Genomic DNA, 14,747 nt, shown 5'->3' on the forward strand with positions numbered 1-14,747 from the left:
CTTAAAACGGCAACACCAAGGGCAGGACTACTTGGCGCGCGCCCGGATTTCCGGTATGGCTTTTTTCAGGTAATAAATCATGGACCAGACCGTCAGGATGGCGGAGATCCAGATCAGCCAGGTGCCCCATAGCTGTGTGTCGATAACGCCGAACAACGTGCCGTGAAACAGCAGGAAAGGGATGGCCACCATCTGCACCGTGGTCTTGACCTTGCCGATCATGTGCACGGCCACGCTCTTGGTGGCGCCGATCAGCGCCATCCATTCGCGCAATGCGGAGATGGCGATTTCGCGGCCGATGATGATGAGCGCCACAAACACATCGGCGCGCCCCAAATGAACCAGCACCAGCAGCGAGGCGCAGACGAGGAACTTGTCGGCCACCGGATCGAGGAAGGCACCGAACGAAGACGTCTGGTTCAGCTTGCGCGCCAGGAAGCCGTCCAGCCAGTCGGTCGCGGCGAACACAACGAACATCACGGTCGCAATCAGGTTGCGATCGGTCTCGGCGATGTTCAGGTAGAACACCCCCACGATCAGCGGAATCGCAACGATGCGGGTCCAGGTCATCAGCGTAGGGATGGTCAGAAACATGCCCCGATTTTGGCATGAGCCGTGCGGTGGTGCCGGATAGCGGTGCAAAGCACGCCAAAACAGTGCGTTCCGTTGCACAAATACATCTGAGCAAATTTCAAGGAACTGCTGCCGAAACAGGGCACACAACCGATGCTACTTCAATGCAGGGCGCGGTAGATTTCCTCAGCCAGGTCCTTCGAAATGCCATCCACCGTGGCAATGTCTTCCGCGCTGGCCGAGGCGATGCCGCGAATGCCGCCGAAGCGTTGCAACAAGCTGGCGCGCCGCTTGGGGCCAATGCCGGCAATGTCCTCAAGCTTGCTGCCGCCCACCCGCACCTTGGCACGCTTGGCACGCATGCCCGTGATGGCGAAACGGTGCGCTTCGTCGCGGATCTGCGCGATCAGCATCAGCGCGGCTGAATCCCGTCCTAAATAGACCTTGTCACGGCCGTCCGCAAACACCAGCTCTTCCAGGCCGACCTTGCGGCCTTCCCCTTTTTCAACACCGGCAATCAGGCCCAGGTCCAGGCCCAGTTCCCCGAACACCTCACGTGCCATGGACACCTGCCCCTTGCCGCCGTCGACCAGCACCAGGTCGGGTAGCTTGGCCTCCCCATTGCGTGCGGCTTCGGCCAGCCGGCTATAGCGGCGCATCAGTACCTGCCGCATGGCGGCGTAGTCGTCGCCCGGCGTGATGCCTTCGATGTTGTAGCGGCGGTATTCGCTGTTGACCATCTTGTGCTCCTGGAACACGACGCAGGAGGCCTGCGTCGACTCACCAGCCGTGTGCGAGATGTCAAAGCATTCGATGCGCAGTGTGTCCAGGTTATCAAGTGGAAGATCCAGCGCCTCGGCCAGCGCACGCGTGCGCGCCTGCTGGGAACCCTGTTCGGCCAGCAGCCGGGCCAGCTGGAGACCGGCGTTCTTCTGTGCCATTTCCAGCCAGATGCGGCGCTGCTCGCGCGGCTGGTGGATGGCCGTGACCTTGGTGCCGGTCTGTGCAGTCAGTGCCTCCATCAATTCCTTGTCCACCGGCTCGCTGCACACCAGGGTGGGTGGAACCGGCACATCAATGTAGTGCTGCGCGATGAAGGCTTCCAGCACCAAGGCCTCCAGGGATTTTCCCGCTGGTGCGGGCACTGGCACCGGCACAGCGCTTTCACCGGCGGCCTCCGCTTGCGCAGCCTGCCTGGCATCCGCATCGATCTCGGCATCCAGCGCTGCGACATCGGTGGCGTTCTCCACATGGCTGGGGAAGTACGCCCTGTCACCCAGATGCCGGCCGCCGCGCACCATGGCCAGGTTGACGCAGGCCTTGCCGCCCTGCACTTTCACCGCCAGGATGTCGACGTCCTTGTCGCCGCCGATTTCCATGGACTGCTGGTGCAGCACCTTGGACAGCGCCGATATCTGGTTGCGCAACTCTGCGGCCTGCTCAAACTCCAGCTTGTCGGCATGCACCAGCATTTTTCTCTCAAGCTCGGTGAGGATGTCCTGGGCCTGGCCTTGCAAAAAGCGCTCGGCATTGGCGGTGTCCAGCGCGTACTGCTCGGGTGACACATGGCCCACACAGGGCGCGGAGCAGCGCTTGATCTGGTACAGCAGGCAGGGCCGGGTGCGGTTGTTGAACACCGTGTCTTCGCAGGTTCGAAGCCGGAACACCTTTTGCAACAGCAAGATGGTGTCTTTCACCGCCCAGGCGCTGGGGTAAGGGCCAAAGTAGCGGTGCTTTTTCTCGACCGCGCCGCGGTAATAGGCAATGCGCGGAAAGACAGCGGCCGTGGGCGCCGCACCTTCTTCGGGCGGGCGTGCGCCTGTCAACTTGAGGTAGGGGTAGCTCTTGTCGTCCCGGAACAGGATGTTGAATTTCGGGTTGAGCGTCTTGATCAGGTTGTTTTCGAGCAGCAGCGCTTCGGCTTCCGATCGCACCACTGTGGTTTCCATGCGGGCGATCCTGGTCACCATGTGACCGATGCGCGTGCCGCCGTGGTTCTTCTGGAAGTAGTTGGAAACCCGTTTCTTCAGGTTGCGCGCCTTGCCGACATACAGCACGCCGCCCTCCGCATCGAAGTAGCGGTACACGCCGGGCAAGGCGGGCAGCGCGGCGACTTCGCTGAGCAGTTGGGGGTCAAATTCGTGGGCTTTGATCATGGGCTGAAATGGTGCAACTGGCCGTATTGTGGACAATCCTTTCATGAATCGCAGCCTGCAGTGGGACATTTTTTGCAAAGTCATCGACAACTTCGGGGACATTGGTGTGTGCTGGCGCCTGACCGCCGACCTGGCCTCGCGTGGGCACAAAGTGCGGCTCTGGGTGGACGACGCCTCCGCGCTGGCCTGGATGGCGCCTTCAGGCTGTGAAGGCGTGCAGGTTTTGACGTGGCCAGCCGCTGATCAACCCCTGGACCTGGAGGCCGCAGGGTTCGCGGGGCAACCCTGCGATGTGCTGGTTGAGGCCTTCGGCTGCGACGCCGCTCCTGATTTCATAGCTGCTTGCGCCCGACAGCATTGGGTTGGAAGCCAAAAACCCATATGGATCAATCTCGAATACCTGTCTGCCGAGGACTACGTGGAGCGGTGCCACGCCATGCCGTCGCCGGTACAAAGCGGCCCGGCTGCCGGCTGGACCAAGTGGTTTTTCTACCCGGGCTTCACGGCTGATACCGGTGGACTGCTGCGCGAGCAAGGCCTTCAGGACAGGCAGGCAGGCTTTGACCGCGCCGGCTGGCTGAAAGCCCACGGAATCCACTGGGCCGGCGAGACCCTGGTGTCCCTGTTTTGCTATGAGCCCCCGGCGCTCGAAGGCCTGCTGGCGCAATTTTCGGAACATGGCTTGCAGGGAAAACCGGTGCACCTGCTGGTGGCCGCGGGGCGCGCCGCAAACGCCGTTCGTGCCCTGCTTGATGATCAAAATCGGCTGCAGCCCAATAAGGGCGGGCCCGAGCAGCTATCAATTTCATACCTTCCCCTGCTGACGCAAACCGGGTTTGACCACCTGCTCTGGGCCTCGGACCTGAATTTCGTGCGCGGTGAGGACTCGGTGGTGCGGGCGCTTTGGGCCGGCAAGCCTTTCGTCTGGCACATCTATCCGCAGCATGACGGCGCCCACCTGGCCAAACTGCAGGCCTTCCTGGACATGCTCCAGGCGCCGCCTTCACTGCGGCTTTTTCATGCCGCCTGGAACGGCAAAACAGCGTCGCCGCTCACCGCCGGCGGCCTGGGGCCCTTACCCATTGACCTGCCGGCCTGGCAAGCAACAGCCAAGGCGGCCCGCTCCCGCCTCATGGCCCAGGACGAACTGGGCACCCGACTGCTCGGTTTTGTGGCAAAAAAACGTTAAAATCATAGGCTTTGCAGAACAGCCTGAAGGTCGACAAGACTTTGGCGTCCTGCACAACCCGCCGCGGAACCTGCACACCGGTGCAAGCGTTTAGCGGCCTACCTCAGTAAAACTGCTATGAAAATCGCTCAAGAAATCCGCGCTGGCAACGTCATCATGAACGGCAAAGACCCGATGGTGGTGCTCAAGACCGAATACAGCCGCGGCGGGCGCAATTCCGCCACCGTGCGCATGAAGCTCAAAAGCCTGGTCGCCAACTTCAACACCGAAGTCGTGTTCAAGGCCGACGACAAGATCGACCAGATCGTGCTGGACAAGAAGGATTGCACCTATTCCTACTTCGCCGACCCGCTGTATGTCTGCATGGACTCCGAATACAACCAGTACGAAGTCGAAGCGGAAAACATGGGCGATTCGCTCAACTACCTGCAGGACGGTATGGAACTGGAAGTCGTGTTCTACGACGGTAAGGCCATTTCGGTTGAACTGCCCACGAGCGTGCAGCGCGAAATCACCTGGACGGAACCTGCCGTCAAGGGCGACACCTCCGGCAAGGTCCTGAAGCCTGCCAAGATCGCCACCGGTTTTGAAATCGGCGTGCCCATCTTTGTGGCGCAAGGCGACGTGGTCGAAATCGACACCCGCACCGGCGAATACCGCAAGCGCGTGTAAACCCGCCTCTGTTCTTATGTCTTCCAGAAATGGCTCCTCACGGAGCCTTTTTTGTTTGTGCGGGCCCCGGTTCCCGAAAAGCAACCGCCCCGCCTGATCGTTCACAATAAGCTCATGGACCAAAAACAAGATTTATCCGTAGGCCGCCTGGCCAACGCCTGGGCTGAGCTGCAGGCCCACGCACGGGAAGGCACACCGCTGGAAGCCGACGCCTCGCGGCTGGCATTTGCCGACCCGGAGTTTTTGCTGCGGCGTGAAACACGCGGGATCCGCTTCCAGCTGGAACTGCTTAAACCCGACCTGGAACAGCAGGCCCATGGCATTGAAAACACAGTGGTCGTTTTCGGCAGCGCCAGGTTTCGCAGCGAGGAAGATTCGGTCACCATGGTGGCCGAAGCCGAGGCAGGTGGTGACGCCGAAACCATAGACCGCGCGCGAAAACTGGCACGCAATGCCCACTATTACGAAAAAGCCCGCGCCTTCGGCAAGCTGGTGGCGCAATACAGCGAGACAAAGCCGCCCGAGACCAAGCTCTTCATCTGCACCGGCGGTGGCCCGGGCATCATGCAGGCGGCCAACCGGGGCGCGCACGAGGCCGGGGGCTTAAGTGTGGGCCTGGCGATCGCCCTGCCCATGGAGGAAGCCGCCAACCCCTACGTGCCACCCGAGCTGTCATTCAAATTCCACTACTTCGCGCTGCGCAAGATGCACTTCATGATGCGCGCCAAGGCGCTTGTGGTGTTTCCGGGTGGTTTCGGCACGCTCGACGAACTGTTTGAAGTCATCACGCTTGTGCAGACCCGCAAGGCCAAGCCGGTGCCCATCATCCTTTTTGGCAGCAGCTACTGGAAGCGCCTGCTCAACACCGACATGCTGGTGGAAGAAGGCGTGATCTCACCCAACGACCTCAAACTCTTTCAGTATGTGGACGACGCGCAGGTCGCCTGGGACCTGATCAAGGACTTTTACCGTCTGTAGGCCCGGTTTCGGGATGGTGCCCGCCATGGGTGGACATGCTGTCCTTGAGCAGCCACGCCGCGCGTGAACCCGCGCCGACCATGGCCCCGGTGACCCAGAAGACCCCGCCGATTCCCATCAGCGCGCCGGCGGATCCAAACAACATGGGCATCACCACGCTGGACGCATTGATCGCCATCAGGCGCAGCCCTAGCGCTTCACCGTGGCGTGCTTCCGGTGTGATCTGGTGCAGCATGCTCATCACCATGGGTTGCACCATGCCTAACGCAAGGCCCAGCAGGATGGAGCACAGGCCCATGCCGATCGCCGAATGCATCAAGGGGTAGATGCCGAACAGTGCGGCTGTCGCCAGCATGGAGACCGCCAGTACCTTCCACTCGCGCAGATGGGCCGCCACCAGCGGCATCACCATGCGGATCAAAGCCGCGGCCACCGCAAACGATCCCAGGATGGTGCCTATGACCGAGGCACTGATGCCGCGCTCAAAACCCAGCACCGGCACCACAAAAGTATGGACGTCCCAGCAGGATGACAGAAACCAGTTCACCAGCATGAGGCGGCGAAAATTGGCCTGACGCAGCAAATCCCAGGCCTTGGGCTGCACCCCGCCGCTGGCGGCGATCACCGGCGGGAGCTCCCGCGTCTTGCGCACCAGGAACCAGCAGGCCAGCGGCAGGATCGCCATCAGCAAAAACGCCGCGCGGTAGCCGGAAGTGCTTCCGGGCACGGCGCCCACGTGGTCGATCAGCAGGCCGGCGGAAAACGGCCCGATGAAATTGGACACCGCCGGACCGATGGCAAGCCAGCTGAATACCTGGCGCAACTCCAGTGCGCCGACCGCCGCACGGCCCACGTGGCGCTGCAGGGAAATAACCGCCGCGCCGGTGGCGCCACCCGTGAGCAGCGCCGCCAGACACAGCACCGGGAAGACCGGAAAAGCCACCGCAGCCCCGGCTCCCAGCACCGCAGCGAACACGCTATACCGGATCGGGCGCCTGAGGCCATGCCGGTCGGCGAAACGGCCGGCCGGCAGCGCCAGGAAGACTTGCGTCAGGGCAAACAATGCAAGCAGCACTCCCACCGCCGCGGGGCTGTAGCCCTCACGCAGCGCCAGCAGGGGCGCCGCCATGCGCGTGCCGGCCATGCAGGCGTGCAGGCAGATCTGCGCCACGATAAGGCGGGCGAGTTCAGGCGTCATTTTTTAAGTAAAAAACGACTGCAGTCCAATGATGACGTGCGCAACCAGCTATCAATTTTGTAGCATTACAACACCGCACCGTTGCGCTCATTCGCCCAGCAAGTCGGTATCGGCCACCGGCGGCAGCAACGATTGCGACTCGATTTCAGGCAGCGCCTCGACCTTGCGCAGCGCCAGCCGCATCTGTTTGGCACGGGTGTCGGCCTTGTCGAGCGTGTCGGAGGCCTTGGCGACCTGCTCCTTGATACGCGCAACCCATTCGCCATAACGCTCGAATTCGGTTTTGACGGCGCCCAGCACCTTCCACACTTCGGAGGCCTGCTGCTCCAGCGCCAGGGTGCGAAACCCCATGTGCAGGCTGTTGAGCATCGCCAGCAGCGTAGTCGGCCCGGCCAGCGTCACGCGGTACTGGCGCTGGATCGCGTCCATCAGGCCGGGGCGGCGCAGCACCTCGGCATACAGGCTTTCAACCGGCAGGAAGAGGATGGCGAAATCGGTGGTGTGTGGCGCGGCCAGGTAGTTCTCGGCGATGGACTTGGCTTCAGTCCGGATGCGCGCCTCAAGGGCCTTGCCGGCCGCCTCAACGGCAATCGGATCCACCCGCTCATGCGCATCGAGAAGGCGCTCATAGTCGTCACGCGGAAACTTCGCATCGACCGGCAACCAGACCGGCGAGCCATCGTCGCCGCGGCCCGGGAAGCGGATTGCAAAATCAACACGCTGGCCGCTGCGCGGCTTGGTCTCGACCTGCTTGGCGTACTGGTCTACCGTCAGCACCTGCTCAAGCAGCGCTTCAAGCTGCACCTCGCCGAACATGCCGCGCGTCTTCACATTGGTCAGTACCCGCTGCAGGCTGCCGACGCCAACCGCCAGCGTCTGCATCTCGCCCAAGCCCTTGTGCACCTGCTCCAGCCGATCGGCCACCTGCTTGAAACTTTCGCCCAGGCGGGCTTCCAGTGTGGTCTGCAGTTTTTCGTCGACCGTCTTGCGCATCTCGTCAAGCTTGGCGGAATTGGTTTGCTGCAATTGCGCCAGCTGCTTTTCCAGCGTCTCGCGCACTTCGACCATACGCCTGGCGTTGGATTCGCTGACGGATTGCAGCTGCGTGCTCAGCGTGTCCGAAAGGGTTTTCTGCAGCAGCGTGAGCTGCTGCGCGAACGCGTCGATCTGGGTGTTCTGCGTGCGGATCGCTTCGGCGCTTTGCTGCACCAGTGTTTGCTGGAAGGTGGCGAAGGTGGTTGCCAATTCCTGCCGGCTGCTGCGCGAGTTGTCGCCGATTTCGCGCCGCAGTTCGCGCTCAAGCTTGTCGTGGCCTGCCGCGATGTTTGCCAGCAGCTCGATGCGGCCCGTATCCGCTGGTTCGGCGGGCTTGCGCAGCAGCAGCCAGACCAGCAACAGCAGGTTGGCCACCAACAAGGCAATCATCAGCCAGGATTCCATCATGTGTTCATTGTCCGCTTGCTGCCTTCTTCTTGCTTATTTGCCGGCCAGTACCGCGGGGTTGAGCGGGGTCAGCGGCTTCTTGCCGCCGAAATATGCGATCAGGTTGTCGGCAGCCAGGCTGGCCATGGCAAGGCGCGTGGGAATGGTGGCGCTGGCGATATGCGGCGTCAACACCACATTGGGTACGGTCAACAAGTCGGGGTGCACCTTGGGCTCGCCCTCGAACACATCGAGCCCGGCCGCTGCGATGCGCTTGCTCTTCAAGGCCGCAGCGAGTGCGGCATCGTCAACGATGCCGCCGCGCGCGATGTTGATGAGGTTGGCGGTTGGCTTCATCAATGCCAGTTCTGCCGCACCAATGGTGTGGTGGGATGAAGGCGAATATGGCAGCACCAGCACCAGGTGATCTGCCGTCTTGAGCAGCTCCTCCTTGCCGACGTAGCTGGCTTTGCATTCTGCCTCCAGCGTTGCATCCAGGCGCGAGCGGTTGTGGTAAATCACTTTCATGCCAAATCCATGGGCACCGCGTTTGGCAATGCCCTGCCCTATGCGCCCCATGCCCAGGATGCCAAGCGTCGCGCCGTGGATGTCGGAGCCCGCAAACATGTCGTAGCTCCATTTGGTCCATTTGCCGGCGCGCAGGTAATGTTCGCTTTCGGTCACGCGGCGGGCCGTGGCCATCAGCAGCGCAAAGCCGAAGTCTGCCGTAGTCTCGGTCAGCACATCGGGCGCATTCGTGGCAAGCACGCCGGCAGCGGTCATGGCGTCGATATCGAAGTTGTTATAGCCCACCGCCATGTTGGCGCAGATTCTGAGGCTCGGGCAGACGGCCAGCACCTCCGCATCGATTTTGTCCCCTCCCGTGGTGAAGGCGCCATCCTTGCCTTTAAGGTGCTCAATGAGCTGGGCCTTGGACCAGGTCTCGTCGGCCTGGTTAGATTCGACTTCGAAATGCTGCTCAAGACGAGCGATGACTTCAGGAAAAACTGCACGGGCAACAAGAATTTGGGGCTTGCTCATGAAAAATTACTTCCTTATTTGAACCAGATAAAGGTCATGATGACGAAGAGCGGCACCAGGATAGAGCAGGACCAGGCCATGTAACCGAAGAAACCGGGCATCTTGATGCCGCGGTCTTCCGCGATGGCCTTGACCATGAGGTTGGGCGCATTGCCGATATAAGTGTTCGCGCCCATAAACACGGCACCTGCAGAAATGGCAGCCAGTGTTGGCGCGAACGTTGTCATGAGGAAGGCCGGATCGCCGCCTGCCGTATTAAAGAACACCAGATAGGTCGGCGCATTGTCGAGGAAGGAACTCAGAAGGCCGGCGGCCCAGAAATACATTGCCGGGTCAGGCTGACCGTCGGGCCGGGTCACAGCAGACACCACAGCGCCAAAAGGGCCGTGGACACCCGCCTTTAGCATCGCGATCACCGGGATGATCGTGAGGAAAATACCGGCAAACAGTTTTGCCACCTCAATCATCGGGCCCCATGAAAACTGGTTGTCGGCATGAACGGTTTCTGCGGTGATCCTGAGCGACAGGAAAGTGACCAACACCAGGCCCGCATCACGCACGAGGCCAGGAAGACCCACTTCCGTACCCATGACGTAAAAGGAAATCGGCGACTTCCAGAAACCGCTGAGCAGCACAAGTGCTACCACCACGCCCAGAAGCGCGAAATTCGCCGCACCGTCAAACCCGAAACGCCGGGTATCGGGCGTCGGATCAACCGGGAGCACACCCTCGCGGCGGAAAAACCAGCCATCCAGCGCGTAGAAGATGGCCAGCAGGCTGCCCACCAGAAAAAGCGTTTCCGGAAATATCTGTTTGACTGTCCAGAAAAAATCAACGCCCTTCAAGAAGCCAAGGAACAGGGGTGGATCACCCAATGGCGTGAGTGAACCGCCGGCATTGGACACAATGAAAATAAAAAACACAATCACATGGGCTCTGTGCATGCGATTGTCATTGGCCCGGATAAGGGGCCTCAGCATCAGCATCGACGCACCGGTGGTCCCCATAAAGCTCGCCAGCACGGCGCCAATGGCCAGGATCGCAACGTTCAAAGCCGGACTGCCGTGCAGGTTGCCGCGAATATGGATCCCGCCAGCCACCGTGAACAGCGCAACCAACAGCACAATAAAGGGGATGTATTCGGCCAGCAGCGCGTGCACCAGGCTGGAAAAAGCAGCAGAGCCACCGTACAGCACGGCAAACGGCACAAAAAAGGCCAGCGCCCACGCTGCAGCAACCTTGCCGTAGTGGTGGTGCCAGAACGAAGGCGCCAGCAGCGGCATGACTGCAATCGACAGCAAAATGCCAGCGAACGGCACCGCCCACATGGCTGACAGCCGGCTACCGTCCAGTTCAGCGGCAAACGAGAGGTTTGGCAATAACAAAAGCAGCGCCAGCGCCACCAGCCGTAGTGGAGTTTTCATGATGTCCCGGTTCCTTGTTTATCGTTATGCATCCATGCGAGGCACGCCAAGCAGACGGATGAAGGTCATGCAATCTCAAACACCTGCCGCAAATAAGCCAGGTATTTTTCGTCGTCGCACATGTTCTTGGAAGGTGTGTCAGACAGCTTGGCCACAGGTTGGCCGTTGCAGCGGATCATCTTGATGACGATCTGCAGCGGCTCGTAGCCCAAGTCATTGGTGAGGTTGGTGCCGATGCCGAATGCCAGCTGGCAACGCCCCCTGAACTGCTGGAACAGCTCGATGGTGCGCGGCACCGTCAGGCCGTCGCTGAAAATCAGCGTCTTGGTCTGCGGGTCGACCCGGTTCTTGACGTAATGCGCAAGCATGCGCTCGCCCCACTGGAACGGGTCGCCGCTGTCGTGGCGGGCGCCGTCAAACAGCTTGCAGAAGTACATGTCGAAATCGCGCAGGAAGGCACTCATGCCGTAGACGTCCGACAGCGCGATTCCAAGGTCGCCCCGATATTCCTTGGCCCATGACTCGAAGCCAAAGACCTGGCTGTCACGCAGACGCGGCCCCAGCGCCTGGCAGGCCTGCAGGTATTCATGCGCCATGGTGCCTAGCGGCGTCAGGCCGAGCTTCATGGCGAACAGCACATTGCTGGTGCCGGCGAACTGGCCGCCCACCCCGGTGCCCAGCCGTGTCACCAGGGTGCGCAGCACTTCTTCATGCCAGGCTTTGCCAAACCGGCGGCGTGTACCGTAATCGGCGATCTTGAGCGTTCGCAGGCCTTGCGTCTGCAGCTCGCCAATTTTGGTCTCCAGGCGCTTGCGCCCCTCGGCCAGATCCGCCTTCTTCTGCGTGTTGCGAAAGTAGACCTCATTGATGATGGCCAGCACCGGAATCTCAAAGAGGATGGCGTGCAGCCAGGGGCCTTTGATGGACACGTCGATCTCGCCCGAAGGCAGGGCCGTGACGCTGACGTATTTTTCATTGAGCCGGAAGATGCCGAGGAAGTCGACAAAATCGCTCTTGATGAAGCGCATCGCCTTGAGGTAAGCCAGCTCGGCGTCCTGGAAACGCAAGCTGCACAGACCACGGATTTCCTCGCGTATCTCGGTCACATAGGGCGCCAGATCACCAATACCCGGAGCGCCGGCGTTGCGGCACTTGAAGCGGTATTCCACCTCGGCGCCCGGAAACTGGTGCAAGACCACCTGCATCATGGTGAACTTGTACAAGTCGGTGTCTAGCAGGCTGGTGATGATCATGGGGATCGCTTGAGGGCCGCGGCGCCAGGGCGCCTTGGCGGTTAATCAGGTGAGCAGGCCCGGCGCCAATGCCGCACCGGGGCCTTCTTCAACTCGCGCCAGCTCAGGTACCGAGAAAATCCACTTCAAACAGCAAGGTGGCGTTCGGTGGAATCACACCGCCGGCGCCGCGCGCGCCATAGCCCAGTTCTGCCGGAATGACGAGGCGGCGCGTACCACCTACCGACATGCCTTGCACGCCTTCATCCCAGCCGCGAATCACCTGCCCTGCGCCAAGGGAAAACTCGAAAGGCTGGCCGCGGTCTTTGCTGGAGTCGAACTTCGCGCCCTGGACGCCGTTGTTATAGAGCCAGCCGGTGTAGTGAACCTTGACATGCTGCCCCGCCTTGGCGATGGCACCGGTGCCCAGCACGGTGTCTTCGTATTGCAGACCGGAAGGTGTGGTGGTGAGATTCATGGTGAGGTCCTTCTAAAACAGGTGAAAGCAAAAAAAACAGAGCCCAGACAGGCAAAAAGAAATCGCGTCTTTTCGCGAATCCCTGACTTTACCCGCAACGCCTAAACCAGCTGGCGCGTGCGGGGATGCAGCAGCGCCGCTTCTAGCTTCTAGTCAAGCCATGTGGTGAATTCCGAAGCCGGCACCCGCGGCGTGCGGAAGGTGTTGACGAGCGCCGTTTCATCGGCATAACCCAGCGACATGCCGCACACCAGCATTTCGTCGCTACCCGCTCCGATGTGCGGGAGGATGATCCGGGAAAAACCGTTCCAGGCTGCTTGCGGGCAGGTGTGCAAACCCAGGCCACGCGCGGCCACCATGAGGTTTTGCATAAACATGCCGTAGTCCACCAGTGAACCCCGGCCCATCACGCGGTCCAGTGTGAACATCAGGCCCACAGGCGCGTCGAACAGCCGGAAGTTGCGGTGATGCTGCGCATGCATCTTGTCTTTGTCACCCTTGGTGATGCCCAGCAGGCCGTAAAGGCCCCAGCCGTTTTCGCGGCGCCGGTCGATGTAGGGCGATACCCATTTCCCGGGGTAGTAGTCGTATTCTTCTTTGTACTCGGCGGCCAGCGCGGGGTTGGCGTATATCGCATCATGGGCCTGACAGACTTTTTCCACCAGCATGTCCCGGCTGGCGCCCTGCAGCACATAGACCTTCCAGGGCTGGGTGTTGGTGCCAGAGGGCGCGCGGCTGGCCACTTCCAGCAGGTGGGCGATGGTCTCGCGCGGTACCGGTTTGGGTAAAAACTGGCGTATCGACTGGCGGCTGACGATGGCTTCATCTACCGCATTGCGTGCATCGCCTGCGCGGCGCGGGGTGATATAGGGAAGCACGGGCGGTGCCTGGGTCATCGGAGGGTCTCCAGTACAGAAAACAGTTCGGGGGGCAGTGGCGCCGGCCGGCGCGTGACGCGGTCGACATACACATGGATAAAGTGGCCCCGGGCCGCGCACGGTGCACCCTCATCGCCGGGGAACAGGGCCACTTCGTAGCGCACGCTGGACGAGCCGACGTGTGCCACGCGGATGCCCGCGACCACCGGCTCCGGAAAGGCCAGCGGGGCGAAGTAATTGCATTGGGTTTCGATCACCAGGCCGATCACGCTGCCGGTGTGGATGTCGATGGCGCCGCGTTCAATCAGGAGGCCGTTGACGGCGGTATCGAACCAGCTGTAATAGACGACGTTGTTGACGTGACCGTAAACATCGTTGTCGGACCAGCGGGTGCCGATTTCGCGAAAGGCTCTATAGGCGCTACGGGCTTCAGCCTGCGGGCGTGTCGGGAAGGTCATGAGAACCTATTTTGCCAGCGCGAACCTGGCCGGACTCAGGGTGGGCTTTTGGGCTGCTGGGCGGCCTGATCGGAAGCGGCTCGCGCCCCAACAATTCCGGCAAGCGATTGGGTGAAGGCACGTTGTCTCGCTGCAGCAAAATCCAGTGCCCGAAAGAGAAAGGCGAAAAGTGCAGGACGTCGCACACATGCGCGCCCAGGCGTGCCGCCCAGTTAGGCAACGGAATTTGCAGCGCGCGGGTACCTGTGTAGTCGGCGCGAAGCTCACGCAAATACTCCGCGTAGCCGTATCGGCGGGTGCCCCCGAGTTCAACCTCGCGGTGACCTGCCAGGGAAGAAAGAGCCGCAAGCGCAGCAAACGCTTTCCCAAGATCGGTGGCAGCCATCGCCGCAATATCGCCGCGCGCACCGCGCGGAATAAATTGCACCGGCGAGCGCGACAAGCCGCGCAGCCAGCGGGCACCAAAGCCGCCCTCGCCGTCGAGCAAAGAGGGCCGCACGATGGCGTAGTCGCTGCCCGACGCCGCGATGGCGTGCTCACCCAGCAGCTTGCTCGACAAAAACCGGCTTTTGGCGCCTGCGTGCAGGCCCAGGGCCGAGGTATGAATCAGCCGAATGCCGGCGCCGGCGCAAGCGACGGCCAGCGCCGCCGGTGCGCGGTGATGCACATGGTCATATGACTCATTCGGCCGCTGGCGCAGGATGCCCACGCAATTGACGACCACGTCCACATCCTTCAGCAGGTTTGTCCACGCATCGGGCTGCAACAGCTGCTCAAAGCGCGCAGGGCGCAAGACAGCAAAAGGATAGGCCTCTTCGTGGCGCAAAGGATGGCGGCTGCCGATCGATACCTGCGCGCCCGACGTGTGCAGCGCTGCCACAGCATGGCGGCCGATAAATCCGGTGCCGCCCAATACCAGTACGCGGAGGACGTGGGCAGCATGGGCTGCGGCATTTTTCTGGGATTCCCCGGAGCGTGGCTGCATATTTTTGTTTGCTGTTAGCTTGTTCACTTCCTGGCCACCTGGGATTGCCCTGGCAATGTAGCA

At 61.3% G+C, this 14,747-nt stretch carries 14 protein-coding genes; 3 read left to right on the forward strand and 11 right to left on the reverse strand.

What is annotated here, in order from left to right:
* Window positions 1-27: 27 nt before the first annotated feature.
* Both pgsA and uvrC read right to left on the reverse strand, forming a co-directional pair.
* Window positions 28-594: a CDP-diacylglycerol--glycerol-3-phosphate 3-phosphatidyltransferase gene (gene pgsA / locus AC1DYR_RS05465; protein WP_477704196.1), complete on the reverse strand. Its 567-nt coding sequence runs from the start codon at window positions 592-594 to the stop codon at window positions 28-30.
* A 140-nt stretch (window positions 595-734) separates the two neighbouring features.
* Entirely contained in the window at window positions 735-2,729 is a 1,995-nt protein-coding gene (gene uvrC, locus AC1DYR_RS05470; RefSeq protein WP_477704197.1) for an excinuclease ABC subunit UvrC, read from the reverse strand.
* A 43-nt stretch (window positions 2,730-2,772) separates the two neighbouring features.
* On the opposite strand from uvrC, the gene earP reads away from it, so the two are divergent.
* The 3 genes from earP (at window position 2,773) to AC1DYR_RS05485 (ending at window position 5,568) form a co-directional block, all read left to right on the forward strand.
* Window positions 2,773-3,918 carry an elongation factor P maturation arginine rhamnosyltransferase EarP gene (gene earP, locus AC1DYR_RS05475; protein WP_477704198.1) on the forward strand — a complete coding sequence of 382 codons (1,146 nt, stop codon included), beginning with the start codon at window positions 2,773-2,775 and terminating at the stop codon, window positions 3,916-3,918.
* A 117-nt stretch (window positions 3,919-4,035) separates the two neighbouring features.
* Window positions 4,036-4,590, forward strand: coding sequence for an elongation factor P (gene efp, locus AC1DYR_RS05480; protein ID WP_411883615.1), 555 nt, complete (start codon window positions 4,036-4,038; stop codon window positions 4,588-4,590).
* Between the two features lie 114 nt (window positions 4,591-4,704).
* Window positions 4,705-5,568, forward strand: a complete 864-nt coding sequence (locus tag AC1DYR_RS05485) for an LOG family protein (protein ID WP_477704199.1) — start codon at window positions 4,705-4,707, stop codon at window positions 5,566-5,568.
* Here the strand turns inward: AC1DYR_RS05485 and AC1DYR_RS05490 are convergent.
* The 9 genes from AC1DYR_RS05490 to AC1DYR_RS05530 all read right to left on the reverse strand — a co-directional run bounded on the left by AC1DYR_RS05490 (window position 5,546) and on the right by AC1DYR_RS05530 (window position 14,684).
* The gene (locus tag AC1DYR_RS05490; protein ID WP_477704200.1) at window positions 5,546-6,766 is read right to left on the reverse strand and encodes an MFS transporter; all 1,221 of its coding nucleotides are present in this window, start codon (window positions 6,764-6,766) and stop codon (window positions 5,546-5,548) included. The two genes, AC1DYR_RS05485 and AC1DYR_RS05490, sit on opposite strands and share 23 nt — an antisense overlap.
* An 87-nt stretch (window positions 6,767-6,853) precedes the next feature.
* Window positions 6,854-8,206, reverse strand: a complete 1,353-nt coding sequence (gene rmuC / locus AC1DYR_RS05495) for a DNA recombination protein RmuC (RefSeq protein WP_477704775.1) — start codon at window positions 8,204-8,206, stop codon at window positions 6,854-6,856.
* A gap of 36 nt (window positions 8,207-8,242) precedes the next feature.
* Window positions 8,243-9,229, reverse strand: a complete 987-nt coding sequence (locus AC1DYR_RS05500; RefSeq protein WP_477704201.1) for a 2-hydroxyacid dehydrogenase — start codon at window positions 9,227-9,229, stop codon at window positions 8,243-8,245.
* 14 nt (window positions 9,230-9,243) lie between these two features.
* Window positions 9,244-10,653 carry a sodium:proton antiporter gene (locus tag AC1DYR_RS05505; protein WP_477704202.1) on the reverse strand — a complete coding sequence of 470 codons (1,410 nt, stop codon included), beginning with the start codon at window positions 10,651-10,653 and terminating at the stop codon, window positions 9,244-9,246.
* A 65-nt stretch (window positions 10,654-10,718) separates the two neighbouring features.
* The gene (gene pncB / locus AC1DYR_RS05510) at window positions 10,719-11,906 is read right to left on the reverse strand and encodes a nicotinate phosphoribosyltransferase (RefSeq protein WP_477704203.1); all 1,188 of its coding nucleotides are present in this window, start codon (window positions 11,904-11,906) and stop codon (window positions 10,719-10,721) included.
* 103 nt (window positions 11,907-12,009) lie between these two features.
* Window positions 12,010-12,363: an FKBP-type peptidyl-prolyl cis-trans isomerase gene (locus tag AC1DYR_RS05515; RefSeq protein ID WP_457278836.1), complete on the reverse strand. Its 354-nt coding sequence runs from the start codon at window positions 12,361-12,363 to the stop codon at window positions 12,010-12,012.
* A gap of 149 nt (window positions 12,364-12,512) precedes the next feature.
* Complete coding sequence (locus AC1DYR_RS05520) at window positions 12,513-13,259, reverse strand: nitroreductase (RefSeq protein ID WP_477704204.1); 747 nt, start codon at window positions 13,257-13,259, stop codon at window positions 12,513-12,515.
* Window positions 13,256-13,699 carry an acyl-CoA thioesterase gene (locus AC1DYR_RS05525; RefSeq protein ID WP_477704205.1) on the reverse strand — a complete coding sequence of 148 codons (444 nt, stop codon included), beginning with the start codon at window positions 13,697-13,699 and terminating at the stop codon, window positions 13,256-13,258. The genes AC1DYR_RS05520 and AC1DYR_RS05525 overlap by 4 nt, the downstream gene beginning before the upstream one ends.
* Window positions 13,671-14,684 carry an NAD(P)H-binding protein gene (locus tag AC1DYR_RS05530; RefSeq protein WP_477704206.1) on the reverse strand — a complete coding sequence of 338 codons (1,014 nt, stop codon included), beginning with the start codon at window positions 14,682-14,684 and terminating at the stop codon, window positions 13,671-13,673. Before AC1DYR_RS05530 ends, AC1DYR_RS05525 begins: the two co-directional genes overlap by 29 nt.
* Between the last annotated feature and the right edge of the window lie 63 nt (window positions 14,685-14,747).

Source organism: Polaromonas sp. P1_F9, assembly GCF_056405615.1.

Excerpts from the sequence above, each read along its gene's own strand:
- pgsA (WP_477704196.1), bottom strand. The coding sequence starts at position 594 with ATGTTTCTGACCATCCCTACGCTGATGACCTGGACCCGCATCGTTGCG.
- AC1DYR_RS05525 (WP_477704205.1), bottom strand. The coding sequence starts at position 13,699 with ATGACCTTCCCGACACGCCCGCAGGCTGAAGCCCGTAGCGCCTATAGA.
- pncB (WP_477704203.1), bottom strand. The coding sequence starts at position 11,906 with ATGATCATCACCAGCCTGCTAGACACCGACTTGTACAAGTTCACCATG.
- AC1DYR_RS05485 (WP_477704199.1), top strand. The coding sequence starts at position 4,705 with ATGGACCAAAAACAAGATTTATCCGTAGGCCGCCTGGCCAACGCCTGG.
- uvrC (WP_477704197.1), bottom strand. The coding sequence starts at position 2,729 with ATGATCAAAGCCCACGAATTTGACCCCCAACTGCTCAGCGAAGTCGCC.
- AC1DYR_RS05530 (WP_477704206.1), bottom strand. The coding sequence starts at position 14,684 with ATGCAGCCACGCTCCGGGGAATCCCAGAAAAATGCCGCAGCCCATGCT.
- rmuC (WP_477704775.1), bottom strand. The coding sequence starts at position 8,206 with ATGGAATCCTGGCTGATGATTGCCTTGTTGGTGGCCAACCTGCTGTTG.
- efp (WP_411883615.1), top strand. The coding sequence starts at position 4,036 with ATGAAAATCGCTCAAGAAATCCGCGCTGGCAACGTCATCATGAACGGC.
- AC1DYR_RS05520 (WP_477704204.1), bottom strand. The coding sequence starts at position 13,259 with ATGACCCAGGCACCGCCCGTGCTTCCCTATATCACCCCGCGCCGCGCA.
- AC1DYR_RS05515 (WP_457278836.1), bottom strand. The coding sequence starts at position 12,363 with ATGAATCTCACCACCACACCTTCCGGTCTGCAATACGAAGACACCGTG.
- AC1DYR_RS05490 (WP_477704200.1), bottom strand. The coding sequence starts at position 6,766 with ATGACGCCTGAACTCGCCCGCCTTATCGTGGCGCAGATCTGCCTGCAC.
- AC1DYR_RS05505 (WP_477704202.1), bottom strand. The coding sequence starts at position 10,653 with ATGAAAACTCCACTACGGCTGGTGGCGCTGGCGCTGCTTTTGTTATTG.
- AC1DYR_RS05500 (WP_477704201.1), bottom strand. The coding sequence starts at position 9,229 with ATGAGCAAGCCCCAAATTCTTGTTGCCCGTGCAGTTTTTCCTGAAGTC.
- earP (WP_477704198.1), top strand. The coding sequence starts at position 2,773 with ATGAATCGCAGCCTGCAGTGGGACATTTTTTGCAAAGTCATCGACAAC.